This is a genomic window from Bacillus sp. EB600, from assembly GCF_024494385.1.
Classification (GTDB): domain Bacteria; phylum Bacillota; class Bacilli; order Bacillales; family Cytobacillaceae; genus JAEVLT01.
On the sequence record NZ_JAEVLT010000020.1, the window covers coordinates 13,943 to 40,664 of the forward strand.

At 37.5% G+C, this 26,722-nt stretch carries 27 protein-coding genes and 1 riboswitch; of the genes, 20 read left to right on the top strand and 7 right to left on the bottom strand.

Annotated elements, in window-relative coordinates; translation table 11 throughout:
• Positions 1-256: 256 nt before the first annotated feature.
• The gene (hutH, locus tag JN080_RS18225; RefSeq protein WP_256237412.1) at positions 257-1,744 is read left to right on the top strand and encodes a histidine ammonia-lyase; all 1,488 of its coding nucleotides are present in this window, start codon (positions 257-259) and stop codon (positions 1,742-1,744) included.
• Positions 1,745-1,799: 55 nt separating this feature from the next.
• On the opposite strand, the gene JN080_RS18230 is transcribed toward hutH, so the two are convergent.
• A complete protein-coding gene (locus JN080_RS18230; RefSeq protein ID WP_256237413.1) occupies positions 1,800-1,955 on the bottom strand; it encodes a hypothetical protein in 156 nt (51 codons plus the stop codon).
• A gap of 358 nt (positions 1,956-2,313) precedes the next feature.
• Between JN080_RS18230 and JN080_RS18235 the strand changes: the two genes are divergently transcribed.
• The 4 genes from JN080_RS18235 to motB all read left to right on the top strand — a co-directional run bounded on the left by JN080_RS18235 (position 2,314) and on the right by motB (position 5,155).
• Positions 2,314-2,925, top strand: a complete 612-nt coding sequence (locus JN080_RS18235; RefSeq protein WP_256237414.1) for a peroxiredoxin — start codon at positions 2,314-2,316, stop codon at positions 2,923-2,925.
• A gap of 79 nt (positions 2,926-3,004) precedes the next feature.
• Entirely contained in the window at positions 3,005-3,382 is a 378-nt protein-coding gene (locus tag JN080_RS18240; RefSeq protein ID WP_256237415.1) for a DnaJ family domain-containing protein, read from the top strand.
• A gap of 194 nt (positions 3,383-3,576) precedes the next feature.
• A complete protein-coding gene (gene motA / locus JN080_RS18245; RefSeq protein WP_256237416.1) occupies positions 3,577-4,371 on the top strand; it encodes a flagellar motor stator protein MotA in 795 nt (264 codons plus the stop codon).
• On the top strand, positions 4,364-5,155 hold the full coding sequence (gene motB, locus JN080_RS18250; RefSeq protein ID WP_256237417.1) for a flagellar motor protein MotB: 792 nt from the start codon (positions 4,364-4,366) through the stop codon (positions 5,153-5,155). Before motA ends, motB begins: the two co-directional genes overlap by 8 nt.
• A 113-nt stretch (positions 5,156-5,268) precedes the next feature.
• Here motB and JN080_RS18255 read toward each other — a convergent pair whose 3' ends face one another.
• The 3 genes from JN080_RS18255 to JN080_RS18265 all read right to left on the bottom strand — a co-directional run bounded on the left by JN080_RS18255 (position 5,269) and on the right by JN080_RS18265 (position 6,571).
• Positions 5,269-5,394: a hypothetical protein gene (locus tag JN080_RS18255; protein ID WP_256237418.1), complete on the bottom strand. Its 126-nt coding sequence runs from the start codon at positions 5,392-5,394 to the stop codon at positions 5,269-5,271.
• A 325-nt stretch (positions 5,395-5,719) separates the two neighbouring features.
• A complete protein-coding gene (locus JN080_RS18260; protein WP_309144693.1) occupies positions 5,720-5,842 on the bottom strand; it encodes an anti-repressor SinI family protein in 123 nt (40 codons plus the stop codon).
• A 31-nt stretch (positions 5,843-5,873) separates the two neighbouring features.
• Positions 5,874-5,965, bottom strand: a riboswitch (cyclic di-GMP riboswitch).
• A 279-nt stretch (positions 5,966-6,244) separates the two neighbouring features.
• A complete protein-coding gene (locus JN080_RS18265; RefSeq protein WP_256237419.1) occupies positions 6,245-6,571 on the bottom strand; it encodes a helix-turn-helix domain-containing protein in 327 nt (108 codons plus the stop codon).
• A gap of 312 nt (positions 6,572-6,883) precedes the next feature.
• Here JN080_RS18265 and map point away from each other — a divergent pair, with 312 nt between their 5' ends.
• Positions 6,884-7,639 carry a type I methionyl aminopeptidase gene (gene map / locus JN080_RS18270; RefSeq protein ID WP_256237420.1) on the top strand — a complete coding sequence of 252 codons (756 nt, stop codon included), beginning with the start codon at positions 6,884-6,886 and terminating at the stop codon, positions 7,637-7,639.
• Positions 7,640-7,717: 78 nt separating this feature from the next.
• Here the strand turns inward: map and JN080_RS18275 are convergent, their stop codons facing one another.
• On the bottom strand, positions 7,718-7,942 hold the full coding sequence (locus JN080_RS18275; RefSeq protein ID WP_256237421.1) for a DUF1128 domain-containing protein: 225 nt from the start codon (positions 7,940-7,942) through the stop codon (positions 7,718-7,720).
• A 147-nt stretch (positions 7,943-8,089) separates the two neighbouring features.
• Between JN080_RS18275 and JN080_RS18280 the strand changes: the two genes are divergently transcribed.
• Positions 8,090-8,464 carry a YtxH domain-containing protein gene (locus JN080_RS18280; RefSeq protein WP_256237422.1) on the top strand — a complete coding sequence of 125 codons (375 nt, stop codon included), beginning with the start codon at positions 8,090-8,092 and terminating at the stop codon, positions 8,462-8,464.
• A 4-nt stretch (positions 8,465-8,468) separates the two neighbouring features.
• Positions 8,469-9,305, top strand: coding sequence for a YihY/virulence factor BrkB family protein (locus JN080_RS18285; protein ID WP_256237423.1), 837 nt, complete (start codon positions 8,469-8,471; stop codon positions 9,303-9,305).
• Between the two features lie 401 nt (positions 9,306-9,706).
• Here JN080_RS18285 and JN080_RS18290 read toward each other — a convergent pair whose 3' ends face one another.
• Positions 9,707-11,620, bottom strand: a complete 1,914-nt coding sequence (locus JN080_RS18290) for a heavy metal translocating P-type ATPase (RefSeq protein WP_256237424.1) — start codon at positions 11,618-11,620, stop codon at positions 9,707-9,709.
• 355 nt (positions 11,621-11,975) lie between these two features.
• Between JN080_RS18290 and cax the strand changes: the two genes are divergently transcribed.
• The 9 genes from cax to JN080_RS18335 all read left to right on the top strand — a co-directional run bounded on the left by cax (position 11,976) and on the right by JN080_RS18335 (position 22,293).
• Complete coding sequence (gene cax / locus JN080_RS18295) at positions 11,976-13,034, top strand: calcium/proton exchanger (protein WP_256237425.1); 1,059 nt, start codon at positions 11,976-11,978, stop codon at positions 13,032-13,034.
• Positions 13,035-13,514: 480 nt separating this feature from the next.
• Complete coding sequence (locus tag JN080_RS18300) at positions 13,515-14,294, top strand: YfkD famly protein (RefSeq protein ID WP_375141698.1); 780 nt, start codon at positions 13,515-13,517, stop codon at positions 14,292-14,294.
• A 125-nt stretch (positions 14,295-14,419) separates the two neighbouring features.
• Positions 14,420-14,617: an SE1561 family protein gene (locus tag JN080_RS18305; RefSeq protein WP_256237427.1), complete on the top strand. Its 198-nt coding sequence runs from the start codon at positions 14,420-14,422 to the stop codon at positions 14,615-14,617.
• A gap of 172 nt (positions 14,618-14,789) precedes the next feature.
• Positions 14,790-16,331 (top strand): fumarate hydratase, encoded by a 1,542-nt coding sequence (locus JN080_RS18310; protein WP_256237428.1) that lies wholly within the window; start codon positions 14,790-14,792, stop codon positions 16,329-16,331.
• A 924-nt stretch (positions 16,332-17,255) separates the two neighbouring features.
• Positions 17,256-18,218, top strand: coding sequence for a nuclease-related domain-containing protein (locus JN080_RS18315; protein WP_256237429.1), 963 nt, complete (start codon positions 17,256-17,258; stop codon positions 18,216-18,218).
• A 114-nt stretch (positions 18,219-18,332) separates the two neighbouring features.
• On the top strand, positions 18,333-19,067 hold the full coding sequence (gene pdaA, locus JN080_RS18320) for a delta-lactam-biosynthetic de-N-acetylase (RefSeq protein WP_256237480.1): 735 nt from the start codon (positions 18,333-18,335) through the stop codon (positions 19,065-19,067).
• A gap of 95 nt (positions 19,068-19,162) precedes the next feature.
• Positions 19,163-20,029, top strand: coding sequence for a DNA-3-methyladenine glycosylase family protein (locus JN080_RS18325; RefSeq protein WP_256237430.1), 867 nt, complete (start codon positions 19,163-19,165; stop codon positions 20,027-20,029).
• 15 nt (positions 20,030-20,044) lie between these two features.
• A complete protein-coding gene (gene rlmD / locus JN080_RS18330; protein ID WP_256237431.1) occupies positions 20,045-21,424 on the top strand; it encodes a 23S rRNA (uracil(1939)-C(5))-methyltransferase RlmD in 1,380 nt (459 codons plus the stop codon).
• Between the two features lie 689 nt (positions 21,425-22,113).
• Positions 22,114-22,293 (top strand): DUF2187 family protein, encoded by a 180-nt coding sequence (locus tag JN080_RS18335; protein WP_256237432.1) that lies wholly within the window; start codon positions 22,114-22,116, stop codon positions 22,291-22,293.
• 211 nt (positions 22,294-22,504) lie between these two features.
• Here JN080_RS18335 and JN080_RS18340 read toward each other — a convergent pair whose 3' ends face one another.
• The gene (locus JN080_RS18340; protein WP_256237433.1) at positions 22,505-23,467 is read right to left on the bottom strand and encodes a 3-hydroxyacyl-CoA dehydrogenase family protein; all 963 of its coding nucleotides are present in this window, start codon (positions 23,465-23,467) and stop codon (positions 22,505-22,507) included.
• A gap of 164 nt (positions 23,468-23,631) precedes the next feature.
• On the opposite strand from JN080_RS18340, the gene JN080_RS18345 reads away from it, so the two are divergent.
• The 3 genes from JN080_RS18345 (at position 23,632) to JN080_RS18355 (ending at position 26,676) form a co-directional block, all read left to right on the top strand.
• Complete coding sequence (locus JN080_RS18345; protein ID WP_256237434.1) at positions 23,632-24,300, top strand: Crp/Fnr family transcriptional regulator; 669 nt, start codon at positions 23,632-23,634, stop codon at positions 24,298-24,300.
• A gap of 598 nt (positions 24,301-24,898) precedes the next feature.
• Entirely contained in the window at positions 24,899-26,200 is a 1,302-nt protein-coding gene (locus JN080_RS18350; RefSeq protein ID WP_256237435.1) for an aromatic ring-hydroxylating oxygenase subunit alpha, read from the top strand.
• Positions 26,197-26,676: an aromatic-ring-hydroxylating dioxygenase subunit beta gene (locus JN080_RS18355; protein WP_256237436.1), complete on the top strand. Its 480-nt coding sequence runs from the start codon at positions 26,197-26,199 to the stop codon at positions 26,674-26,676. Before JN080_RS18350 ends, JN080_RS18355 begins: the two co-directional genes overlap by 4 nt.
• Positions 26,677-26,722: the final 46 nt, after the last annotated feature.

Genomic DNA, 26,722 nt, shown 5'->3' on the forward strand with positions numbered 1-26,722 from the left:
TAAAAATATGCACATAAGTGTGCATATTTTTTAATTATGTACAGAACTTATTGATGTTTCAACGGCTCAAGTAAAAAAATGTTAAGCTTTTTGAAGTTTTAAACATATAATAAATTAAACAATGTCTCTGAATGGAATGATCAATATGAACTGTTCAAACAGTTTAATGAGGATAAAAAAAGGTTGGAGTCCAAATCGATAAAGATTAGATTCCAGCTTTTTTCTTTACCTAACTAATATGGTAGAGGTGAGAAACATGGTGGTATTAACGGGGAGCAGTCTAACATTGGATGAAGTAAAAAGAGTGTTATTTTCTAAAGACACTGTCACTATATCTGCACTAAATATGGAGTTAGTTAAAAAGAGCAGGAGGGCTGTTGAAAAGATTGTAGCTGATCAAAAAGTTGTTTATGGGATCAATACAGGGTTTGGAAAATTTAGCGATGTCCGAATCGATCAGGGTCATGTCAGGGATTTACAATTAAACTTGATCCGGTCACACGCATGTGGAGTGGGTGAGCCGTTTTCTGAACTTGTTAGTAAGGCAATGCTGCTTTTGCGCTCCAATGCACTAGTAAAGGGGTATTCAGGGGTAAGACCTGTAATTATCGAAAGGCTGATGGAACTTTTAAATAAAGAAATTATTCCAATAGTTCCCCAGCAGGGTTCACTGGGCGCAAGCGGGGATTTGGCACCACTCTCACATCTTGCTTTAGTATTGGTTGGAGAGGGTGAGGTTTTTTATAAAGGTATCCGAATGAACACTATCGAGGCCTTCAAGAAAGAGGGTATTATACCAATAACACTCGAGGCAAAGGAAGGGCTTGCCTTAATCAATGGAACACAGGCAATGACAGCAATGGGTACCGTTGCGTATTTAGAGGCAGAGCAGCTTGCATATATGAGTGAATGGATTGCAGCAATGACGATTGAAGGCCTGAATGGAATCATGGATGCATTTTCGGAAGAAGTACATCTCGCTCGGGGCTACAAACAACAAATGAAAACGGCGGAAAGAATCCGGAATTACTTGTTTGACAGCAAGCTAACGACAGTCCAAGGGGAATTAAGGGTGCAGGATGCTTACTCATTAAGATGTATACCACAGGTACACGGGGCATCCTGGCAGGCACTTTACTATATAAAAGAAACACTGGAAATTGAAATGAATGCAGCAACTGACAATCCATTAATTTTTGCTGATGGTCAAAAGGTCATTTCTGGTGGAAATTTTCACGGACAGCCGATTGCTTTAGCGATGGACTTTATGAAAATTGCAGTTGCTGAATTGGCGAATATCTCAGAACGGAGAATTGAAAGATTAGTTAATCCACAATTGAATGATCTACCGCCCTTTTTAAGTCCAGAACCAGGCTTGCAGTCTGGAGCAATGATTATGCAATATGTGGCAGCCGCCCTTGTTTCCGAAAATAAGACGTTAGCACATCCGGCAAGTGTTGATTCAATTCCCTCCTCTGCCAATCAGGAAGATCATGTCAGTATGGGAACAATCGCGGCAAGACATGCCTACCAAATCATTCAAAATGCAAGAAGGGTCATTGCGATTGAATTAATTTGCGCGATGCAGGCGGTCGAGTTTTTAGGTGTCGAAAAAATGGCAAGGAAAACAAAATCCCTTTATGAAAAAGGGAGAAAACTCGTTCCTTCGCTAAAAAAAGATCGTGTTTTTTCGATGGATATTGAAAAAATGTCAGAGGGGCTAAAGACAATATCTCCACTATAAATGCGAAAGGGATAAATTCCCTTCAAAAAAACAGGCGTGAATACCACGCCCTTGATTAATCCTTTTTAACTCTATTCTTGAAAGCTTCTTGAGTGACAATCAATTCCTCATCTTCCTGTGCTTCCGTTGTATGTCTTTCCGTTAAGCTGTCACTTGGAAAATTACCAGGATGATTCTTCTTTTTATGGTTGAAATTTTCACCACGACCCATAATAAACACTCCTTTCTTGGAATAATAAGAATCAATCTTGATTTTGAGAATTGTCCAGCTTCGACGCACAGGAAGTGCTAGTGCCGACGTTGCCGCCAGGACGGCGGCGCTCTTAGTCGGCCAGCACCCAGCGACTAGTGGGCAACCCAATCCTCCCTACGATAAGTCAACATCGAATCGACTTAAGCTCCGTGTTTCCTTTATCTCAGTCGAGCGGGCCCTGCCCATACGCCGCTAAACAGGCGCTTCCGCTTTTCTTGTGTAGCATCTCCAAATCTTTGCAAATTATAACGAGCTTTTCAACTTTAGAAAACATCTGAATATAGTAGAATAAATAAGCAGCAGGGGAGGGTTAAATATGTCTAGTGAAATACATGCAAGTAATATAGCAGCAGGCCCGGATTTTTACTACGCAACCCGTGATGATCAAGCTCCAATATTCACAACATCTGCAGTTCAAGACGGAAAAATCATAAAAGTGAATTTAAATGATTATCTCGGGAAGTGGGTGCTGCTTTTTTTTTACCCAAGTGATTTCACGTTTGTTTGACCAACCGAGCTGGCGGCGGTCGCCGCTGTTCATAGTGAGTTAGCTGGATTAAATACCCAAGCTCTTGCCATAAGCACCGATAGTGTCTTTTCTCACAAAGTTTTTTTGGAAACATCTCCTTCACTAAAAAATGTCCGCTATCCATTAGTAAGTGATCGAAATCAAGAGATTTCGAAGGCTTATCGAGTCTTAGATGAAAAATCTGGAGCATCTTTTAGAGCATCCTTCTTTATCGATCCCAATCAAATCATTCGCGCAAAATTTATTTATCCACGAGAAGTTGGCCGTAATCTTGATGAGCATATCCGGTTATTAAAAGGGCTTCACTATTCCCAAAAAACAGGTGAAGGTGTACCCGCCAATTGGAAACCTGGTGAATCGGGGATTATTCGTGATCCAAATAACATTGGCAAGATATAAGGAAGAAAAAGGGAGCCTGAAATTCCCTTTTTCTTTTTGCATGGCAGGTTATAATAGAAGAAAAAAAGGGGAGCGAAACATGGATTTATTTCATATTCTTGCCGAAGAGAAGATTAAACAAGCCTATAAAGATGGTGAATTTGACAATCTCCCTGGGATGGGGAAACCATTGAACTTTGAAGATATGTCAGGTGTTCCGGAAGAATTGCGAATGGCATACAGAATTATGAAAAATGCAGGCTACACAGAGGAGGAAAAGGCTTTTAGAAAGGAATTAATGACAATCGAAGATTTAATCAAAAAGTGCAATGACGATCATGAAAAAGAAAGTCTTCAAAAACAGTTAAATGAAAAGCTTCTCCGGTTTAATCGTTTACTCTCAAAAAGAGGAATTCAAACTAATTCCACCATGTTTAAAAAGTATGGGCAAAAATTAACAAGCAGATTTCAAAAATGAAGGACATCCTTACAACCGGAGCTTTCTATTACCTGATTCACCAATATTTATCTACTTAACTCTATCGAAAATTTCCATAGACTATAAAGAATAATAGAATTCTGTCGAAATAAAGAGTAAGCTTATTTGTCATGAAAAATTGTCAAACTTAGAGTAATAGAAGATTAGTAGATCCAACGAGATGGGTGATAGAGATGGACAAAACATCAATTATAGGAATAATCGTTGCCGTTTTAGCCATTGGCTTCGGAATGGTTTTAAAAGGAGTACAACTTTCTGCACTGGCAAATCCGGCAGCGATTTTAATCATTATTTTCGGAACGATTGCAGCAGTTACGATTGCTTTTCCAACAAATGAGATTAAGCGGGTTCCAAAGCTTTTCAAAATTATCTTTACAGAACAAAAGCTTATCAATTCAGCTGAATTAATTAAAATGTTCTCAGAATGGGCACAGCTTGCCAGAAAAGAAGGTTTACTAGCATTAGAAGCAAAAACGAGCGAAGTAGATGATGCTTTTTTACGAAATGGGTTATCACTTGCTGTTGACGGACAGAGTGCCGATTACATAAGGGATGTACTGACAGAAGAAATTGATGCCATGGAAGAACGGCATTTATCTGGTGCCGCTATATTTTCCCAAGCTGGGACATATGCGCCAACACTAGGAGTGTTAGGGGCTGTACTTGGATTGATTGCCGCCTTGGGTAATATGAATAACACAGATGAGCTCGGGAGGGCTATTTCAGCTGCCTTCGTCGCCACCCTGCTGGGGATTTTTACTGGTTATGTGCTTTGGCACCCGTTTGCCAACAAACTTAAACGAAAGTCAAAGCAGGAAATTAGACTTAGGCAAATGATGATTGAGGGAATCTTATCGATCCTTGAAGGAGAAGCCCCAAGGATCATTGAACAAAAGCTAGCGTCGTATTTACCAGCGGGAGACCGGAAGAAGTTCCTTGAAGAGAGAGTTGTGAAGAAGGATGAGTAGGCGTAAGAAAAAAAAGCGCGATGAGGAGCACATGGATGAATCATGGCTGGTTCCTTACTCTGACATTTTAACGTTATTATTAGCCTTATTTGTCATTTTATTTGCGATGAGTTCTGTAGATGCTCAAAAATTTAACATTCTCTCCAAGGCCTTTAATGAAATGTTTACAGGCGGGACTGGTGTGCTGAATTTCGAATCAGCTGTTCCACCAAGTAATGGAAAAGTTCCAGGCAAAAAGCCAATAATAACTCAAAGTCAACAAGCAGACGCAGAAGCAGCTAAGAAAATTCAAGAAAAAGAAGAGGCAATGAAGAAGGATCAGGAAGAGTTGTATGCAATCCAAACGAAAGTAAACAATTATATTCAAAATGCCAATCTTACGGATAAACTGCAGACATCCTTAACATCGGAAGGTCTATTAGTGACAATCGGGGATAATGTTTTATTTGACTCAGGCAGTGCAGAGGTGAGGAGTCAAGATATACAGCTTGCTCGGGAAATAGCAGCATTACTCGTGATGGATCCGCCAAGAAATGTAATTATTAGTGGACACACAGATAATGTTCCGATAAGGAATTCAAAATACACTTCAAATTGGGAATTAAGTGTGATGCGTGCTGTCAACTTTATGAGTATTGTTTTGCAATATAATAGTTTAGATCCAAAGTGGTTTAGTGCAAAAGGATTTGGGGAATATCAGCCTATTGCTGGAAATGATACACCAGAAGGAAGAGCCAAAAACCGCAGAGTTGAAATATTAATCACACCAAGGGTAGAACAATAATAATCTCTTACTAATTTTATGAGGATGGTGCAACAGATAAGCTGTTTCAACTACTCCTCATTTTTTTATACTAGGGACTCCCCATCCGATTCGTTATCTTGGGATGTTCAAGTTCAGTTTTGCTCTTCGTTTTTTTCTTGGGTAGTCTTTCTTGGTTTACATGCACGATCGAGTAGAAAACCCGCAATTGCGATAAAAGCAACCGGAATGGAGAAGTTTAAAATATGCATAATCGTCATAAATAAGTTTCCTCCGCTTTCTGTATTTTTAATATTTTCAAGGTGTAATACTATTATACGCTATAATTGATAGAAAATACAAAAAATTCTGTCATATTAAAAAATCTAATCACAATTGGACAACTGATTCTACAGTAAAAAGAAAAGAAGCGTCCCTTGCACCCAGGACACTTCTTTTCTTTAAAATTTCATTTTTTTTAATAGTCATGTTTATTGATTCGAGGTAGTAACTGATGTTGAAGCCGGTTAGAGAACTCTGAACGCTACTAAAAAAAAAACCGCGAATCCTTATTTGAGGCGCTATCCATTGAGTCAGCCAAGTTCCTCAGGCATTTTGATCAAGAAATTCACGAACTTCTTCAATCGTAATCCCAATTTTTTTTGCCTCTAGGATGAGTTCTAACCATTCTGCATCCATATCTTTACTGATTGTATTTGCTTCTAACAACTAGTCTCACCCCTAAAATACCAATAGTATTCAAGGCAACTCGGCTATCATGGCAAAATAATTCTCTGCTTTAGACCCGTGGTTTTGCGTCCCGACTTTTCAGAAGGTTTGCCTTTATCTGTTAAACATTACCACCTAAGCATGACTATGTACTAACTTGTTTTGGGACTTAAATACTTAGGAATAGTTATACGTTTATTATAATTAGTTCTTTTCTATTAGGGTGTAGTATTTTGTCAATTCTAAACATTTTGTAGATAAAGATTTCTACAATACACTTTATAATTCGACATTATTCAATGAAAACTATAAAAAATGGTAAAATTTATAATATATATTGTGAGAACTTGGAAGATTGTTGGAAAAAATTACAAAAAATAAAGAATGAGATGCTTCGCCATCTCATTCTTTATTTTGGTTCATACGCCACTTATTAAATTCGAGAAAGTCCCTGAATTGTTCTTTCGAAATACCTGAGTTCATAGCTTCTTTCACAATAATCATCCAATCGCTATCTAATTCACTAGTATTGATTTGATCATGGATTAAATGGTCAACCGGAACATTTAAGACAGAGGCAATCTTTTCTAGAAACTGAATGGAAGGATTACGCTGAAGATTTCTCTCTAAGGAGCTTAAATAAGATTTAGCTACACCAGCTTGATCAGCAAGTTCCGATAAGGACATTTTTTTTTCCGTACGAAGTTTTTTTACGCGATCACCAATCATTGCTGTTCACACACCTTACACTCTAATATAAGTATATTCTAACAAATAAAATAAAAAGGTTCCATATTAAGAACTTTTTTATGTTACAATAGTATGAATTTTTTATTACAATAGCATGTTATTTTACAAAGAAGGACTACTAAAAACGATACTGAGAAAATGAAGTTATTTTTTTACAAAGTATTAATGCCCCTACTTTGAAAAAATTGAAGGATAGCGATAATATAAAAGAGCAGACCAATCAATGAGATAATTATTCTATTTGTTCGTAATATAAATTGAGAGGCAAATAAAAAAGAGGCAGGGAAAAAAATGATTGTACTAAAATCAAAACGAGAAATAGAAGCGATGAAAAAAGCAGGCGAAGTTCTTGCATCATGTCACAAGGAAATAGCTAAGTTGATTAAGCCGGGTATTACAACCTGGGAAATTGATCAATTTGTTGAAGAATTTTTGAAAAAGCATAATGCTACACCTGAGCAAAAAGGCTATCAAGGGTTTGAATATGCCACTTGTGCCAGCATAAATGATGAGATCTGCCATGGTTTTCCTCGGAAAGAACCATTAAAAGAGGGAGATATTGTTACCATCGATATGGTTGTTAGATACAATGGTGCATTAGCAGACTCTGCTTGGAGCTATCCGGTTGGCACTATTTCTGAAGAAAACAAACATTTATTAGCTGTAACAAAAGAAGCCCTCTATAAAGGGATCGAACAGGCGGTTGTTGGAAATCGAATTGGGGATATCGGACATGCGATTCAACAATACGTTGAGAGCGAAGGCTTATCTGTCGTTCGTGATTTTATTGGGCATGGAATCGGTGCTGTTATGCATGAAAAGCCAGATGTTCCACATTATGGATTACCAGGTAAAGGACCAAGGATTAAAGAAGGAATGGTGTTTACAATCGAGCCAATGGTAAATATAGGAAGATATCAAACAAAAATGGAAGGAAATGGATGGACAGCTCGTACAATTGACGGCAAAAATTCCGCTCAATATGAACACACTCTAGCCATTACAAGCGATGGTCCAATTATTTTAACAGAGCAGGAAGAAGAGTAAGTAACGAAAAAGGCTGACTTTTGGTCAGCCTTTTTCTAAAAAAATAGGAAAGTATAAAATTTTAACTTAGATAACTGTCTAGCGCTTTCGCAGGTTTCCGAGTTCTTCAACAATTGCCTGCATTTCACTAGGGCTAAAGGAATTTTTCTTCACTACCATTTCATAAATTTCTTTGAGTTCTTCATACATTTCCTCATCAAAATGTGTTGGCTTGATTGCTCCAAAGTTTAAAACCTTTAATTTTTCTTTTATTTTTTCAATCATATATTCAACATTTTCCGTAGACTTCTGAGATAAATTCACCTAGTCCCACCCTTTCGCTACATTTAGTCTCATCTTTCCATGTTCTATTTCAAAAGTCAATGAAAAACGTTTGTATAAATGTGAAAGCGGGTAGGATTAAGCATAGAAAACAATGTAATTATACATATTGAGTAAGGAGAGTTCACAATGTCAAATTCGAATAAGTTTTGGAAAGGAATGCTTTGGGGAGCATTGGCAGGAGGCTTCTTAAGTTTATTGGACAGGGAAACCAGGCTAACCATGAAGGAAAGCTGCCTCAAAGGCTGTAAAAGTGTTACAAATATAGTAAAGAATCCAGAGAAAATAACCAACCAGGTTAAAGAGACGGCACAAAAATGGAAAACAACTGTAGAGGAAGTTGGAGAAGATCTTGCTTTTATTACGAGTAAAGTTGAAGAATTAAGGGAAACGACCCCAAGGGTAACAAAAATGCTGAAGGAAACGAAGGATACCTTTACGAAAGTTGAGGAAGATATAGACCTCACCGACAATGAAGAAAGCCTTTTAAATAGAAAGAGGTGAAATAGTGGAGAAGCGAGGAGATCTTAATCATTCCTTGATAAAGAAGTTGTGGCATCGGATCGATGAGGATGACTTACCGGGGTTGTCGGCCCAAATGGCCTACTATTTCCTCCTCTCGATGTTTCCACTTTTAATCTTTCTGTTTACGCTCCTTCCTTACTTACCAATCCCCTACGAGGATTTACTGGGAATGATAAGTGGATTTGCTCCGGAAGCGGCTTTAGACTTGATTCAAACAAACCTTTATGATGTCATGAACAATCGAAATGGTGGTTTGCTTTCATTCAGTATAATTGGTACGATTTGGTCTTCCTCAAATGGAATTACTGCAATCGTTAAGGCCTTCAATAAGGCTTATAATGTAAAAGAAACCAGATCCTTTCTAGTTTCCGGCGCTATGGGTATTTTACTTACCTTGGCGATGATCTTTGTCTTTGTAATAGCACTTGTATTACCGGTATTTGGAAAAGAAATAGGCATTTTCTTATTTTCAATATTTGGATTTAAGGCCCAGTTTCTCGCTGCTTGGGACACCTTGCGCTGGTGTATAAGTGCCATTGTTTTATTTTTTATTTTTACGGTATTATATTGGATCGCTCCCAATGTAAAATTGCGCTGCCGAAGTGCTTTTGCAGGGGCTGCCTTTTCAACGGTTGGTTGGATTTTATCCTCAGTTGCCCTTTCTTTTTATGTCCAAAATTTCAGTAACTTTTCGGTCACCTATGGAAGTATCGGTGCCATCATTGTATTAATGCTGTGGCTTTATATAACGGCTTTTATTATTATACTTGGCGGAGAAATTAATGCTTTTTATAGTGAAAAGAAGAAAACTAACTGTTAATTCTCCCTATAGTTTCCTTTATGAAATTCACTCTTTTGTTGAAACTATAATTGGGAGTACATCCCCATCATCGAAAGGGAGGTTTTCATTCTGACGAAACATACTAAAAAAGACGGTGGCACAAAACAAAAAGGAAAAGGCAGTAAAGGAAACAAAACTTCCGGATCTGCAAATGGCTCAAATGGATATCATTAAATTAAAAGTGGAAGCTACCGTATAGCGCACGACAAGACTGGAGCACATCGACTGAGATTAAGGAAACGCGAAGAGCGTAAACAATTCGATGTTGACTTATCGTAAGGAAATGGGCGAAGGCCACTAGGCGCTGGACGCTGGAGCTAGATAATAAGAAAAGCAGAAGCACAAAAGGACCGGGATTTTCCGGTCCTCTCATAAATTAGTTATTTCAAAAGCCTTAAACCGTTTAAAATAACAAGGAGTGTACTTCCTTCATGTCCAATTACCCCATACGGCAAATCGAGTATTTGAAAGAAATTTGAAGAAATTAACGTCATGATCACTAAAATGGAAAAGATAATGTTTTGTTTAATAATTCGGTTCATGCGTTGGGAAAGTTTAATCGCTTCTGCAATCAGCGGTAAATCGTTTTTTATTAGCACAACGTCCGCCGTTTCAAGCGCAACATCTGTTCCTCCCCCCATTGCAATTCCGACATTTGCAGTTGCTAATGCTGGTGCATCGTTTATCCCGTCACCTACCATGGCAACCGTCTTATATTTATTCTTCAATTCTTTGAGATGTTCTACTTTTCCTTCCGGCAGGCATTCAGCAATATATTGGTCAACGTGACTCTCAGCAGCAATTGCTTTTGCTGTATTATTACTGTCCCCAGTTAGCATAATCGTGAAGACTCCCGCTTTTCGGAGTTCGTCAATCGCAAGCTTCGCTTCTTCCCGAACAATATCCTTTAAGGCAAACATTGCGACTAATTCTTCATTGATTTGCACAAAAACAAGTGTGTTTCCTTTAGCAGCGTATTCCTCTGGTTTCCCATTTGCAAAAGTTTCTGTCTGGATTCCGATAAAATCAGCTTTTCCTATTTTCCATTGATCTCCACCCATCTTAGCGGTTACTCCCCATCCGGGGACATCCTCTAATTCTTCTGGTGTGTACAAAGTTTTTCCAACTGCACTTTTCTCATAATTTACAATTGCTTGAGCTAATGGATGTGTAGAGTAATTTTCAATGGATGCTGCTTTCCAGATTAGGTTTTCTTTATTAAGCCCAGCTTTAACAATCACCTCGGTCACTTCTGGTTTCCCTTTGGTCAATGTACCTGTTTTATCAAAGGCGATCGCAGCTAAATTCCCCAAATTTTCTAAGTGAACGCCACCTTTGAATAAAATGCCATGCCGAGCACCCTTTGAAATGGCGGATAAGGTAGCAGGCATGATTGAGGCTGCTAAGGCACACGGGGAGGCAACAACTAACAAAATCATTGCCCGGTAAAATGTTTCGTTCCAATCCCAGCCAAGTAAATAGTGCGGAAGGAACATCATTACAAGCACGACAATTAAAACAGTTTTTACGTACTTTCCTTCAAACTGTTCGATGAACAGCTGAGAAGGTGATTTTTCACTTTGAGCAGATTGCACAAGCTCTATTATTTTTTGGAATAGCGTTTCACTGTTTTCTTTCGTAAGTTGAATTGTAATGGTACCAGACATGTTAACAGTTCCCGCAAAAACCTCATCTTCAATTGTTTTTGAAACGGGAATGGATTCTCCAGTAATTGCCGCTTCATCAATATTTGTTTGTCCTTTAATGATCTTTCCATCAGATGGCACCCTTTCTCCAGGCTTAACAAGGACCAGGTCCCCAATCTGCAGCTCGGATACTGGGATTTTTTTTTCCAGTCCCTTATTTATCAGAAGTGCTTCTTCAGGCTGCAAATCCATCAGAGATGAAATCTCTTTGCGGCTTTTGTTCATGGTGTAAGTTTCTAATGCGCCGCTGAGGGAAAAAATAAAGATTAGGACCGCTCCTTCTGTCCAGTAACCGATAATAGCTGAGCCAGTTGCTGCAAGGATCATCAGCAATTCAACATTTAAATCCTTTTTTTCAATCGTAGCCTCTATACCTTCTTTTGCTTTGGCGAAGCCGCCAATGATAAAGGCTAATAAATAAGAAACTACCGAAATCTCGTTAAAGTTTTCTTTTTCTAAGAGCCACCCTGTTACAATCAAAACACCGCTGACGATAGCTGCGATTAATTCGGCATGGGGTTTTGATTTTTCAAAAGAACTTAGTTGTTCAGTTTTTTCTTTTTGAACAAGTTGAGCTTCGGAGCTCATTTTAACACTTCCTTTTTTCTTTATTGAGAAAAATAATCAAAATCATCACCCTTAAAAAGCACGAAAGCTGTCATCAATAGATGACAGCGGGAAAAGCTAACCAAAATTATTACGAGTTTGAGTTCAGTTTATCACAATTTTATAAATTTTGAGAAAGGATTTGCTCGACAAATATCCTTTTAGCAATAATGAAATTGTTCCTTAGCTGTTATTAATAGGAAAGCCTTGCGTTTTTACCTCTATTTAAGGGAAAATATAGGAATGATTGGAAAGGAATGGACATTTAAAGATATCGTGTTAGGTGTGAATGAAAAGCTGATTTTTTCTAAAAAATATAAAAGATGGAGGGAAGACATTGTTAAATAAAATATTTGGAGTAGTAATGGTTATTGGCGTACCGCTGTCTGTTATTGGGACACTGATGCATTGGTCCAGCATGATCTTATTTATTATTTACTGTCTAAGCATCATTTCGCTAGCGAGTTTTATGGGGAGAGCAACTGAAAGTCTGGCTATTGTAGCTGGACCGCGTGTAGGTGGGTTGTTAAATGCTACCTTTGGAAATGCAGTCGAATTAATTATCTCTATTTTCTCTTTAAAAGCGGGTCTTATAGGAATTGTTTTGGCTTCTTTAACTGGCTCAGTTCTTGGAAACTTACTGCTTGTTGCGGGATTATCATTTTTTATAGGTGGTTTAAAGTATAAACGTCAGGAATTTAATGTTTATGACGCGCGCCATAATTCTGGATTGCTAATGTTCGCAGTTGTCATTGCTTTTTTAATTCCTGAAGTTTTTTCCATGAGTTTAGACAAAACAGAAACGGTAACCTTGAGTCTAGGTATTTCCATTGTTCTTATCGTCCTTTACCTGGCAGCTTTGTTTTTCAAGCTGGTTACCCACCGAGGGGTTTATCAGCATGATAAAGAAACAGAAGGCCATCAGGAGGAAGAGCCTGAATGGGGGAAAGGGAAAGCAATTGCGGTTTTGTTTATTGCAACGCTAATTGTTGCTTATATTTCCGAACACTTGGTTCATACATTTGAGTATGTCGCAACATCATTTGGCTGGACAGAGCTATTTATCGGGGTCATCATTGTTGCAATTGTCGGAAATGCGGCGGAACATGCGTCAGCGGTTTTAATGGCTGTTAAAAATAAAATGGATGTCGCTGTTGAAATAGCTATTGGGTCCACTCTTCAAGTTGCAATGTTTGTTGCACCTGTGCTGGTTATTGCTTCACTATTCTTTAAAACGCATATGCCGTTAATCTTTAGTTGGCCCGAATTAATTGCCATGGCCTCTTCCGTATTGCTGATGGTTGTTATTTCCAATGATGGTGAAACCAACTGGTTTGAAGGTTTAACATTAATAGCTGCATATTTCATTATGGGATTAGGGTTCTTTTTGTTATAAGATAGCCATTATTATAAGTAAGAAAAGACTCTGAGCTAAATTGGCTGCAGAGTCTTTTCTTTATTAGAACTATTTTTTAATTAATTGATTCAACGCTTGAATCTATAAGTATTTTTTAATTTTTAAATTAGGGAAAAATCAACCGCTTTCGTTTTGGGACCATCAACCACCAACCTTCATGTTTAATTTGAAAAACGAAAAACACGAGTGTTGAATAATATCATATAAGACGGAAATCCCAACCTCCTTAAAGTAGAAAAATACAGCGAATTGATTACTACCCTCCTTCGTGATTGGATACCCTTATTATAAAGTAAAGTTAAAATAATGTAAATATTTTGACTGCAAATTTTACAGTATTTCAGTGAAAATTTTTTTAAATGGATAATATATCGGGTCTCCGAAAAAACTAGTAGCAGATGAATTAGAATGCCATCTTTGAAGGGAGAAATCACGGTGAAAAAGTATTCCACTGTCCTAATGCTGCTTTTCTTCATGTTCACGTTATTACCGTCTGTATTCGCTGGCAAAAGTCCAACCGAAAAAGTCAACTATCAGGTGCCAGCATCAGTAAAAAATATTACGAAAGAAAATACGTATCCAAATCCGACCCAAGACTTGCCGTTATTGCAGCCAAGTGATTTAACAAAAAGGCTCCTAGAGTCCTCTAGAATTAAGATTGAAAACCCCGATCTAATTAGAATGTTAAATGAATCAAGTATTAATAGCACACCTTTTGCAATTGGTTATCGAGCAGTTGTCTATCTAGGCCAATGGCCATTAAACTATAAGTCCTCTGAAACTTCCCCCAATTGGGAGTTTCAAAAAATTAATACTAATTATTTTGATAACCGTGGTGGAAATTCACCTTATCAAATTCATTACGTTCAAGAATCACAAAAAATTATTAGAGGTGGCTTAACCGCGAAGATTCCAAACGCTGAAGACGTAAAAAAAATGATGCTGTTAAAGGCAACAGAGAAGACGAAATTACCGCTTGCTTTTGAAACTGTGATTGGAGGCGGAACGAAAAACGATCAAGTTTATAATATCCCGGCCAATCGCTTAGGTTATTTATATGCTCATGCTTCAGCTGTAAACGAAAAAGGCAAGGTTACATATGGAGAAGTTTATTTAATGTTAAAAGGAAATAAAAAATTTATTGTTATTAAAAATGTTACCTCACAAGGGATTGGGGCATGGATTCCAGTGCAAGACTATGTTTCCTTCGGATTTGTAGCCTCTGAAAAACCCAGATAATAACGGGGACTCCTAGAACTGATAGGAGTCCTTTTTCGATTTTTTGATAAAATTTTTTCAAGAAGTGATTGCGAATGGTGCAATAGTTCGATAGGATGTAATCGGAATAGAAAGGAGCGAGATGTTTGGGAAGTCTAATTAATGATAAAAATACACAAGTTACTTTTTTAAAGCAGCGTTTAAATATGTTTCTTGAAGTCCTTGATGCAATTGATCCGGAAGATGCCGATCTGCAAGATGTAGACCGTTTAATTGCCATCCTAGATGAATTAGAATCGAAATGCCGGGAATTTCAAAACCGGGAATGTGAAGAGTCTGTTTAACGTAACAGGCTTTTTTTTATAGAAAAATAGCTAACATGTAACCGGTTTCGAGCTTCTTCTTTTAATCCCAAGTCGATTGGAGTATAATTGTAGCGAAAATAGTTGTAATATTAAAAATAAAGTTCTAAATTGAATTGAAGTAAATGAGTCATCAAAGGGAGAGGGTACAAGAATGAATTTAGCAAAATTTGAAGAAAGCATGTATAAGCTAGTTGTTGAAACATCAACAAAACTTCCAAAAGATGTACGTCGTGCTGTCAAGGCAGCAAAGGAAAAAGAAAATGCGGGTACAAGAGCAGCATTAAGTCTTGCAACCATCACAAATAATATTAAAATGGCTGACGATGCTGTATCGCCTATTTGCCAAGATACAGGTCTGCCAACCTTTAAAATAAAGACACCTGTTGGAATTAATCAGTTACAATTAAAAGAAGCTATTTATAATGCCATTGTTCTTGCTACAAAAGAAGGAAAATTACGGCCAAACTCCGTTGATTCCTTAACAGGTAAAAACAGTGGAAATAATCTTGGCGGCGGAACTCCAGTAATCAAATTTGAACAATGGGAAAAAGACTACATTCAAGTAAAGCTTATTTTAAAAGGTGGCGGCTGCGAAAATAAAAACATTCAATACAGCCTGCCATGCGAGCTAGAAGGACTTGGTCGTGCTGGCCGTGATCTTGACGGAATCCGCAAATGTGTTCTACATTCAGTTTACCAAGCACAAGGACAAGGCTGCAGTGCCGGATTTATTGGAGTCGGTATTGGAGGAGACCGTTCTTCTGGATACGATTTAGCAAAAGAACAGCTATTCCGTTCTGTGGAAGATGTAAATCCAAATGAAGATCTTCGCAAGCTTGAAGACTATATTATGGAAAATGCCAACAAGCTTGGGATTGGAACAATGGGATTTGGCGGAGAAGCAACGCTTCTAGGCTGTAAAATCGGTGTTATGAATCGGATTCCAGCCAGCTTCTATGTATCCGTTGCCTATAATTGCTGGGCATTCCGCCGCTTGGGCGTAGCTGTTAATCCTGAAACGGGTGATATTCAGGAATGGATGTATCAAGAAGGAGAAACCGTTGATTTCACTCAAACTGAAGCAGAAAAGGAAACAGCAGCTTCATCTGAGGGAGTAATCACTCTTCAAGCGCCAGTTTCTGAAGAGCAGGTCCGTCAGTTAAAGGTGGGGGACGTTGTTCAAATTAACGGAGTCATGCATACAGGCCGTGATGCTATTCATCACTATTTAATGTCCCACGATGCTCCAATCGATTTAAACGGTCAAATTATTTATCATTGTGGTCCAGTTATGTTAAAGGATGAAGATGGAGTTTGGCATGTTAAAGCTGCCGGCCCAACAACAAGTATTCGTGAGGAACCATACCAGGGAGATATCATGAAAAAATTCGGTATTCGTGCTGTTATTGGTAAAGGCGGTATGGGACCTAAAACATTGGCAGCTCTTGAAGAGCATGGTGGAGTATATCTAAATGCTATTGGCGGGGCTGCTCAATATTATGCAGAATGTATTAAATCTGTTGATGGTGTAGATCTTACCCAATTTGGAATCCCTGAATCAATGTGGCATCTTACTGTAGAAGGCTTCACTGCTGTTGTTACAATGGACTCACACGGTAATAGTCTTCATGCAGATGTTGATAAATCTTCATTGGAAAAATTAGCGCAGTTCAAAGAAACAGTTTTTAACTAAGAATAGTTTTGGAAAAGGAAATGGGCGGGTCCGCGAATGGACCTGCCTATTTTGTGTGTGGAGAGTTGTTCATGGCGTGGTAGTAGGGGGGAAGATCTAATTGAAGAATCCGCTCGAAATGTAGAATCCAAATGAAAATATGTAGAATCGAGTCAAAAGTATGTAGAATCTGGACCAAAACATGTAGAATACCACATGGAAGTGTAGAATCGCACCGGAAGTATGTAGAATACACTGAAAATATGTAGAATCGAGTCAAAAGTATGTAGAATACATCTGAAAATATGTAGAATCAGGGCAAAAGTATGTAGAATCCGGACCAAAACATGTAGAATACCACATGGAAATGTAGAATCGCACCGGAAGTATGTAGAATACAACTGAAAATATGTAGAATCAGGGCAAAAGTATGTAGAATCTGGACCAAAACATTTAGAATACCACATGGAAATGTAGAATCGCACTGGAAGTATGTAGAATACAACTGAAAATATGTAGAGTCAGGGCAAAAGTATGTAGAATCCGGACCAAAACATGTAGAATACCATATGGAAATGTAGAATCGCACCGGAAGTATGTAGAATCCATCTAAAAATATGTAGAATCAGGGCAAAAGTATGTAGAATCCGGACCAAAACATGTAGAATACCACATGGAAATGTAGAATCGCACCGGAAGTATGTAGAATACAACTGAAAATATGTAGAATCAGGGCAAAAGTATGTAGAATCTGGACCAAAACATGTAGAATACCACATGGAAATGTAGAATCGTACCGGAAGTATGTAGAATTCCAACGATAACATATAGAACCCAACCGGGATCATATGGATTAATAAAAGTGCACAAAACATTCAATATTTACTAAAGGAATAACAATAACTTTCCAGAAATTCTTACTATACGAATAAAGGAGGGCTAGATTTGTTTGAAAAAAACCTAACTAAATCATTAGTTTTTCAGCAGCATGAAGCACTTTTGGGGAGATTACCTGAAGATCATCCCAAGTGGTCAGAAGTTCAGAGGAGAAAAGAAAAATTAAAGGCTGGTTACAACGGAGAAAAAGCCATTAATTATTTTCTGAGTTTACTTCCAGCGAAAAACTACCATATTTTTCATAATATCAGGCTTCCCATTGAACAGTCCTTTTTCGAAATTGACGCTTACCTTCTATCTCCAAAAACATCATTTATCATCGAAGGAAAAAATTACGCGGGAACCCTACTGCTAGATAGAAACCAATTAACTCAAGAAGTAAACGATGAAACAAAGGTTTACGAGAATCCCCTAGTACAAGTTAACCGCCATAAAATTCTCCTAAAGTATTGGTTTGAGAAATACCAACTTCCTTTCACTCCATCTGAACATTTCGTTTGTTTTAGCAATACCTCCACCACCATAAATATAAGTCCAGGATACACGGAGGCTGAAAAAAGAGTTTGTAAAGCAGCTGATCTTCTAAAGAAAATTGTTGAATTTGAGCAATTTTATAAAAAGGAAACTGTTGACCCAAAAACGATTGGTAAAATAAAAAGGCTAATCTTAACGAAACATATTCCAAAAAGAATTGAAATTTTACAAACATATGGTTTTGATAAAAATGATATTATAACAGGTGTCAAATGTCCTGCATGTAAATTCATTGCAATGGAATATAAACGAGGCATCTGGGAATGCCCGGCGTGTCATTTCCGTTCAAGAGAAGCACATTTTCCAGCAATTAATGATTACTTTTTGATCTACAAGCCTTCAATTACAAATTCCGAATTGCGTGAATTCCTTCATATCCCATCATCAAGATCTGCTACCAATGTGTTTTCCAGTCTAGGTCTTACTTATGAGGGAGTAACCAGAGATCGTATCTATTTTCAAGACCCCAGAACTTAAAAAAGGATATCTATTCCAATCATGTTTTCCTTCATAAAACAAACACTAAGATAAACCAAAAGCGGGGGGAACATGAAAATGAGGTATTTAAAATATCTTGTCATTTTTTGTGTAATGGTATTAGCACCTACTATTACTTTGGCTGCAGTATCCAATCAGCCCATTCATTGGGGCTTTAAAAAGGGGATCAATGAGCAGCAGGCAGAAGCAGGAGCAGAGCTTGATGGGGTGCTAAAAAAATATGGCGGTTTTTATAAAGGCGATGCAAAATCGAAGACATTATATCTTACCTTTGATAACGGCTATGAAAATGGTTATACACCAAAAATTCTTAAAGTGTTAAAAAAAGAAAAAGTCCCAGCAACTTTTTTCGTAACAGGTCATTATTTAGAGTCTCAGCCAAAGATTGTTAAGCAGATGGTGAAAGAAGGTCACATTATCGGTAATCACTCTTGGTTTCACCCTGATTTAACAACAATCAGTGATGACAAGATAAGAAAAGAATTAGATAAGGTCAGAGTGAAGACAAAGGAATTGACTGGTCAAAAGGAAATGAAATATGTGCGTCCGCCAAGGGGAATATTTAGTGAAAGAACAATGGAAGTAGCAAAAAAGGACGGCTACACCCATGTAATGTGGTCGCTTGCGTTTGTCGATTGGAATATTAACCAACAAAAGGGATGGAAATATTCCTATGACAATATTATGAGGCAAATCCACCCCGGCGCAGTCATTCTTTTACACACAGTATCAAAGGATAATGCCGATGCATTAGACAAAGTCATTAAAGACTTGAAAAAGAAGGGCTATAAGTTTAAAAGCCTTGATGACTTCCCAAGGAAAAAATAACATTTTTTAAAGCCGGATCCTTATGGAATTCGGCTTTTCCTGTATAATGAAAAACATGCTATAATACGGGAAATACGAAAAGGATGGAATCGAACGTGTGGCAGGAAAAAATCGAAATTGAAGGGCCGTATAACTTTGATATAGTGCTCGAAAGGCAGTCGCTGGACCCGCTGAGCAATATTGATAAAAAGAACCGATCGATAAAGGTACCAGTCTTTCTGGAACAGGATCCTAATGTAATTGATGTTATGGCTGTAGGAACAATTGAAGATCCTGTTTTTATTTTAACGGGAGGACAACAAAATGTAAAAGATGCTTTGATCGATCGAGTGTCCGAAATTTTTCAATGGAATGTTCCTCTAAAGCAAATTCATGAACATTTTCAAAAAACCAGCCTCAATGAACTTTTCAAAGAACACATTGGGACACCGCTTGTACTGGATTTTGATCTGTTTGGTTGCTTAATCAAGTGCGTGATTCACCAACAATTGAATTTGAGGTTTGCCTATACGCTGACAGAACGGTTTGTTAAAACCTTTGGCTTTGAGAAGGATGGAGCTTGGTTTTATCCAAGTCCTCAAACTGTTGCCGTCCTTACGGTTGACCAGCTACGTGAACTCCAATTTAGTGGAAGGAAAGCGGAATACGTGATTGGGATTGCGAAGGCAGTTGTTGAAGGAGAACTAGATATAGAATCATTCAAACAAGATAATAATGAAGAAGTCTTTACTAAATTAATTAAGCTTCGCGGTGTCGGAAATTGGACGATTCAGAATCTCCTGCTTTTTGGGCTTGGCCGGCAAAACCTTTTTCCAACAGCGGATATTGGCATTCAAAATGCATTAAAAAAATTGTACAAGCTCGAGCAAAAACCAACTTTGGAAGAAATGGAGCAATACAAACAGGGTTGGGAACCGTATTTGAGCTATGCTTCTTTGTATTTATGGAGAAGCATTGAATAATTTGGAGTGAATAAAATGAGAAATGAACAAACTGTTACAATCAAACCTAACCAAACCTTTCCGCTCACGATCAAACGGCTGGGAATTAATGGGGAAGGGGTAGGCTATTTTAAAAAGCAGGTGGTGTTTGTTCCCGGAGCCTTGCCGGGCGAAGAAGTAGTCGTTGAGGCAACAAAGGTACAACCGAAATATGCTGAGGCAAAAATAAAAAAGATTCGCATTCAATCCCCCTATCGTGTAAAGCCGCTTTGTCCTGTTTATGATATTTGCGGCGGTTGTCAGCTCCAACATTTACGCTATGACCAGCAGCTGAAGGAAAAACGCGATATTGTTATCCAATCCCTGGAGCGGCATACAAAACTGAAGGTTGATCAGCTTGACATCCGCGCCACGATTGGGATGGATGAACCGTGGGGCTATCGTAATAAAAGCAGCTTTCAGGTTGCCGAAAAAAACGGTAAAGTGCTCGCTGGTTTATATGGGATAAACTCCCACGAGCTCATTGATATTGATAATTGCGCGGTTCAGCATTCTCAGACGACAGAAGTCACTGTAAAGGTTAAACGAATTTTAGAGGATTTAAATATTCCTATTTATAATGAAAAAACAAAACAGGGAATTGTCCGGACTATTGTTACACGTGTTGGAGTACAAACCGGTGAGCTTCAGGTAGTTATCATTACCTCACAAAAAGAATTGCCAAAAACTGAAATTTTAGTAGAAGAAATTCAAAAACAATTGCCGAATGTTAAATCAATTGTACAGAATATAAATGGTCAAAAAACATCACTCATTTTTGGTGAGGAGACTAAAGCGTTAGCTGGGAAGGAATTTATCCAAGAAACCCTTGGAGATCTTTCATTCGAATTATCTGCCCGGACTTTCTTTCAGCTGAATCCACTCCAAACAGTGGTACTTTATAATGAGGTAAAAAAGGCGGCGGGGCTGACAGGAGATGAAAAAGTAGTCGATGCCTATTGCGGTGTTGGTACGATTGGGTTGTGGCTGGCAGATCAAGCAGGTGAAATTCGCGGCATGGATGTCATACCCGAGTCGATTGCGGACGCAAAGAAAAATGCGAAACGCCATGGCTTTAGCAATACAAAATATGTTCCAGGTAAAGCTGAAGAAATACTGCCTAAATGGGTAAAAAAAGGGTGGAAGCCAGATGTCATCGTGGTGGATCCGCCGCGAACAGGCCTCGATCATCAACTTATCCAAACTATCCTTGAGGTGGAACCCAAAAAACTTATCTATGTTTCATGCAACCCCTCAACCTTGGCTAAAGACCTTCAAGCTTTGAGTAAGAAATTTGATGTAAAGTATATACAGCCAGTGGATATGTTCCCGCAGACGGCACACGTTGAATGTGTGTCGCAACTTATAGTAAGGTAAAAGAAATTATGCCCATTCCTGCGAATGGGCTATTGTTGTTTAGAAAGACAGATTTAAGATGAATTTTTCGGTGAAATTCGACAAGTCTCGGCTGGTGCCAGTGGATTGCGCCTATGATAGGAGACAGGTATAAATTGGGAACAATATAGCTGATGCTTACGTGAATTAACCGAAAAAGATATTCGTAAAATTGTTGATACATATATCAACCACGAATTATCCGATGAGTGTGTGGGACTATTGCGTAAGCGAATTCGTGGTGAAGCCTGGGGAGTACACGGTATACCTCGGTACCCCCAGCGAAGATACTCCTTTCAAAACTACAGTAGTCGTTGCCTAACGGCAAATAGCTTAAAATAAAAAAATATCTAAAAGGATTGAATTCTGTACTATACAGGACTCAATCCTTTTGTTCCAGTTTACAAAATAGTTGTAGAAAGATTGAAAGAAGAGTTAAAAATTGCACTGATACTGATTTATTCCTATTTGGTCTTTAAAAGGGAAAAACATAAGGAATAATGAACAGAAGCTGTATAATGATATTATGGAAAGAGTAAAACTACTTTCATCTGTCAAAATAAGAAGAGTCCAGTCTAGAAAAATATTATTAAGTGGGGTATCCTTCACTTAATTTATTGTTCATGCATCTTTTTATCTTTGCTGAAAAATAATAAGTTCGAGGTGATAAAATGGCAACTGCTCAAATCGGGGACAATATTTTATTTAAGCGTGAAGGGAAAAGCTATAATGGAATTGTTACAGTTGTAAGAGATAACTCTGTTATTGTTAAGTACGGATACAATAAAGAAAAAGACGAACCACTTACAACAATAGTCAATCATAAAAATTATAGCATTACTAATTCTTAAAAAATTTTTAATGAGTAAAGTTGTTAAAGGATTAGAATACATAAAAAATTTAAACAAAATAATTCCTATGGATTTTGTTTAACGCCACAAATATGAAAAATCCCAATCCAGTAAGAGGATTGGGATTGCTATTTTTTAAATTAATTAAAAGGCTTATTCTATATTTCAAAGCAGAAATATTTATCTAACTAGAATCTCCAAGTTCAGCTTCTTATTTAGAAGATGAAACGTTTTTTCCCTTATTTGCTTTTTGCTGCTGTAACTTTAGAAGGTCAAGGAAATTATCATCTCGCGTATGGATTGCTTTTGCTCCATTATCATCATATTCGTAGAAGCCTTTATTGGAACGGATACCAAGCTGCTCATTTTCGACCATTTCTTTTAAGAATGAAGGTAATTCTCTTGTGTTGGATAGATCTTGTTCAATGTTGTGCACCATAGCTGCTGTTGTTTGCAGACCGGCTAAATCCTGGCTTTCCAGTGGACCGCAGAATGCCCATTTAAAGCCCATGCTTCCTCTCACAGCGATATCGATATCTTCGGCAGTACAGACACCCAATTCAATTAAGTTGAAGCATTCACGCAGAAAAGCTACTTGAACACGGTTAACGATAAAGCCTGTAATCTCTTTTTTAAGAATTACTGGAGATTTTCCGATTTCTTTCATTAAGTCATAAGTTACTTGAACTATGTTTTCATCTGTCTTTTCAAATTTAGCAATTTCGACAATTGGCACAAGTTGTGGCGGATTAAAGAAGTGTGTAATCACAAATCTTTCAGGATGCTTCGCTCTTTGGGTTAATTCTTTTAATGGAAAAGTGGAAGTATTAGAAGAAATAATCGTCTTCTCAGAGACGACGCTTTCAATAATTTCATAAGTATCCAATTTTAACTCAAGATTTTCAGGAATCGATTCAAGAATGAAATCAGTATCTTGGATAGCTTCACGCAATTCTGTTGTATATTTGATATTAGCTAATGTCTGATCCATTTTGTCTTGAGTCAGCATTTCTTTTTCAACCATAATCTTTAAGCTGTTTGTAATCAGTTCACTTGCTGTTTGCAGTGATGACTCGCGTCTGGCTTGAATACGTACATTGTAACCTGCTTGAGCAAATAATTGAGCGGCACCATGCCCCATAATACCTGCTCCAAGTACTGTGATATTCTTCATTTCCATACCCCAATTCGTATTATTTATTTTTTCATAACTTGACTCCATACTCCAGTAAGTAAAGAAACAACTTGCTATTTAAGTATTTACTATTTTTTATAATAACATATATCTTTCGGAAAGATTGTAATCTAGGTTACAATTTTAATAAGGAGATGGGGAGAATGAATCAAGTTAATATACGGGAAATCGTATCAAAAGAATCGAATTTATATAGTGTTATCGAAAAAATCGGTACCTTACAACATTACAAAAAAAACGAAATCATCTATTTACAGGATGATAGTGTACATACATTTTACCTGCTTAAATCAGGAAGGGTGCGTCAGTTTTTTACTTCGGTAAATGGGAATGAATTAACCGTAAAGATTTTAGGAGTTAATAATATTTTTGGGGAAGCATCTTATTTTAGCCGAACGCCAAGAGTAACATCTGCAAGCGCGCTTACAGATGTAGAACTGCTTGCGGTCGATTTACAGAGCCTGCTGCCGTTCTTAACAGAGAATCCAAGCTTAATTGCCGAACTCCTGGATTTGATGGCCCAAAAAATACGTCTTTTCTCCATTCAGGTATATAGTATGGCTTTTTTATCAGCAGATAAAAAAGTAGCCCATATATTAGTCCAACTTGGAACCTATTTCAAAAACAAGGAATCAGATATAGATTATTCTATTGATTATACACATCAGGATTTAGCTGAATTGATTGGTATTGCCAGGGTTACCACAACAAAAGAATTAAAAAGGTTTGAAAAACTAGGATGGATTTCATTAGCCTACCGAAATATCCAAATACTTAATGAAGCGGCTTTAAAAGAATATTTATTATCTTAGGTATACTTTGGTTACTTCAGAAAATTAAATTAAAAGGTATGTTTAGATAAAGCAAAAGTAAAGAATCCCAATCCGATGGGAATTGGAATTCTTACAGTTAAAAGTTTTTTAATATTTTTACAAGAAAAATTTTAATTGTAAATAATTGGGAACACAGTTACATTAATGAAATTGTTTTTATATTAACTTCTACAATGTATACTAAATCTTGTAAGGCTATTTAACAGTTTGCCATAGTGTTAATAGTATAAATAAAATCTTGAATTTAGATGATAAAAGGAAGATTATTTCAATTAGAATTTTCCGGGAATAAGAATTATAATTAAATCAATTAAGGGAATATTTTTATAATTAAATATTCTAAGATATGAATAGGCTTACATGATCTTGTTAACTTCGCACCCTAGAATGAAGGCTTAAAATAAGTCTGAGTTTGCGTGTAACAAAATGTTTTAACAAACTAATTTTTGGTTTTGATTTGTATACGGTTACACAAATGAGGATGTAAGCAAGATGCAATATCAAAGTTACTTCTATCAGTAAGAGATTACGCAGATAGTTAAGTGAGCTAATAAAAACACTACCAAGGAGGAAAATCATGAGCAAATATGTTCTAGAAGATCAAGAGAAATGTTCATTTAAAGTGAATCGCAAAGCTTTTGTTGATCCAAAAATTTATGAATTAGAACGAGAAGCTATTTTTAGCAAATGCTGGTTATATATCGGGCATGAATCAGAACTAAAGAACAATGGAGATTTTCATAGAAGAAAAGTTGGCGGACGTAACCTTTTATTTACTCGCGGCAGTGATGGCGTAATAAGAGCTTTTTATAACAGCTGTCCACACCGTGGTGCTTTAGTTTGCCGTGAAGGAAGAGGAAACTCCAAGGTATTCCGTTGCTTCTATCATGCATGGAGCTTTAATAATCAAGGGGAACTAGTGGGAATGCCTGATAAATCAGGTTTCGCTGAAGACCATAACTGTGATGGTTCTAAAAACCTATCCACAGTAAAGCGTCTTGAAAGCTACCGTGGTTTCGTATTTGTTAATTTTGATGATAATGCTATTTCTCTAGAAGATTATCTGGGAAATGCTAAAGAATATCTTGATTTAGTTGCTGACCAAGCAGCTGCAAGTGAAAATCCAGAAGCAGGTATGGAAGTTTTAATGGATCCACAAGAATACAGTGTACGCGCTAACTGGAAGCTATTAGGCGAAAACAGTGTTGACCTTTATCACGGTGTACCAACACATAAGACTTATTTTGATATCGTTGCTACTCGCGGAGGCGTAATGGAAAAAGATAGTCTTAAGGGCGTTGGTGTTGACTTAGGCAATGGCCATGCTGTTATGGAATATTATTCTGCTTGGCCAAGACCAGTAGGAAAATGGATCGAAGGCTATGGAGAAGAAGCAAAAGGTATTATCGATGCAAACATCGAAAGATTAGAAGCAAAGTTTGGTGAGGAAAGAGCACACCGAATTGCTAAAAAGAACCGTAACATCTGGATCTTCCCTAACCTTGTTATTAATGACATTATGGCGATTACAATCAGAACATTCTATCCAACTGCACCTGGCTACATTGAAGTTACTGGATATGCCTTGGCAGCAGCAGAGGAAAATGAGAACTTCAGACAAGTTCGTAACGACAGCTTCCTAGAATTCTTAGGCCCAGGCGGTTTTGCTACTCCTGATGACAATGAGGCTCTTGAACTATGTCAAGAAGGTTTCCAAAATAGTCAGGAAGTTGGATGGAATGATATTTCAAGAGGTATGAACAGAGAAGTTCCTACAGCAACTGATGAAGCACAAATGCGGGCTTTCTGGCGTGAATGGAATGACCGGATTACATTTGCAGAAGCTAAACAAGAAGAAGCTGGGAGGGTAAAGGCATGAATATAACACGTCAAGAAATTGAAGATTTTTTATATCATGAGGCTGAACTTCTAGACGATTGGAAAATGAAGGAGTGGGCAGCATTATTCTCAAGCAAAGGAACCTATGAGATCCCGCCAATTGGAAATCCTGATGCAGATTTTAAAAAGTCACTCTTTTTGGTTCATGACGATCGTGATCGTTTAGAGCAGCGTGCATTGCGATTATTGAAAAAAGAGGCTCATGTTGAATATCCTCACTCAACAACTCTTCACAATGTAAACAATGTAAGAATCGTTAGCAATGAAGAGGATGAAGTAAAGGTCAAATGTAATTTTGCAACGTATCGTACAAAACGGGAAACGCTTGACTGTTATGTTGGTGTTAACGAATACACATTAGTGAAAGAAAATGGCGAATTAAAAATTCAAGATAAGAAGGTCGTTCTTAAACTTGACAGCCTTCGTCCACATGGAAAAGTAAGTATTATTTTATAAACTAAACAATGCTTTTGAAGCGCTCAAAATCACTGACAGGTGTGAA

What these genes read in the sequence shown, in the direction of transcription:
- JN080_RS18310 (WP_256237428.1), top strand. Translation starts at nt 14,790, where the DNA reads ATGAATTTAGCAAAATTTGAAGAAAGCATGTATAAGCTAGTTGTTGAA.
- JN080_RS18240 (WP_256237415.1), top strand. Translation starts at nt 3,005, where the DNA reads ATGGATTTATTTCATATTCTTGCCGAAGAGAAGATTAAACAAGCCTAT.
- pdaA (WP_256237480.1), top strand. Translation starts at nt 18,333, where the DNA reads ATGGTATTAGCACCTACTATTACTTTGGCTGCAGTATCCAATCAGCCC.
- JN080_RS18335 (WP_256237432.1), top strand. Translation starts at nt 22,114, where the DNA reads ATGGCAACTGCTCAAATCGGGGACAATATTTTATTTAAGCGTGAAGGG.
- JN080_RS18300 (WP_375141698.1), top strand. Translation starts at nt 13,515, where the DNA reads ATGCTGCTTTTCTTCATGTTCACGTTATTACCGTCTGTATTCGCTGGC.
- JN080_RS18345 (WP_256237434.1), top strand. Translation starts at nt 23,632, where the DNA reads ATGAATCAAGTTAATATACGGGAAATCGTATCAAAAGAATCGAATTTA.
- motB (WP_256237417.1), top strand. Translation starts at nt 4,364, where the DNA reads ATGAGTAGGCGTAAGAAAAAAAAGCGCGATGAGGAGCACATGGATGAA.
- map (WP_256237420.1), top strand. Translation starts at nt 6,884, where the DNA reads ATGATTGTACTAAAATCAAAACGAGAAATAGAAGCGATGAAAAAAGCA.
- JN080_RS18340 (WP_256237433.1), bottom strand. Translation starts at nt 23,467, where the DNA reads ATGAAGAATATCACAGTACTTGGAGCAGGTATTATGGGGCATGGTGCC.
- hutH (WP_256237412.1), top strand. Translation starts at nt 257, where the DNA reads ATGGTGGTATTAACGGGGAGCAGTCTAACATTGGATGAAGTAAAAAGA.
- rlmD (WP_256237431.1), top strand. Translation starts at nt 20,045, where the DNA reads ATGAGAAATGAACAAACTGTTACAATCAAACCTAACCAAACCTTTCCG.
- JN080_RS18230 (WP_256237413.1), bottom strand. Translation starts at nt 1,955, where the DNA reads ATGGGTCGTGGTGAAAATTTCAACCATAAAAAGAAGAATCATCCTGGT.
- JN080_RS18280 (WP_256237422.1), top strand. Translation starts at nt 8,090, where the DNA reads ATGTCAAATTCGAATAAGTTTTGGAAAGGAATGCTTTGGGGAGCATTG.
- JN080_RS18265 (WP_256237419.1), bottom strand. Translation starts at nt 6,571, where the DNA reads ATGATTGGTGATCGCGTAAAAAAACTTCGTACGGAAAAAAAAATGTCC.
- JN080_RS18350 (WP_256237435.1), top strand. Translation starts at nt 24,899, where the DNA reads ATGAGCAAATATGTTCTAGAAGATCAAGAGAAATGTTCATTTAAAGTG.
- JN080_RS18355 (WP_256237436.1), top strand. Translation starts at nt 26,197, where the DNA reads ATGAATATAACACGTCAAGAAATTGAAGATTTTTTATATCATGAGGCT.
- JN080_RS18290 (WP_256237424.1), bottom strand. Translation starts at nt 11,620, where the DNA reads ATGAGCTCCGAAGCTCAACTTGTTCAAAAAGAAAAAACTGAACAACTA.
- motA (WP_256237416.1), top strand. Translation starts at nt 3,577, where the DNA reads ATGGACAAAACATCAATTATAGGAATAATCGTTGCCGTTTTAGCCATT.
- JN080_RS18255 (WP_256237418.1), bottom strand. Translation starts at nt 5,394, where the DNA reads ATGACGATTATGCATATTTTAAACTTCTCCATTCCGGTTGCTTTTATC.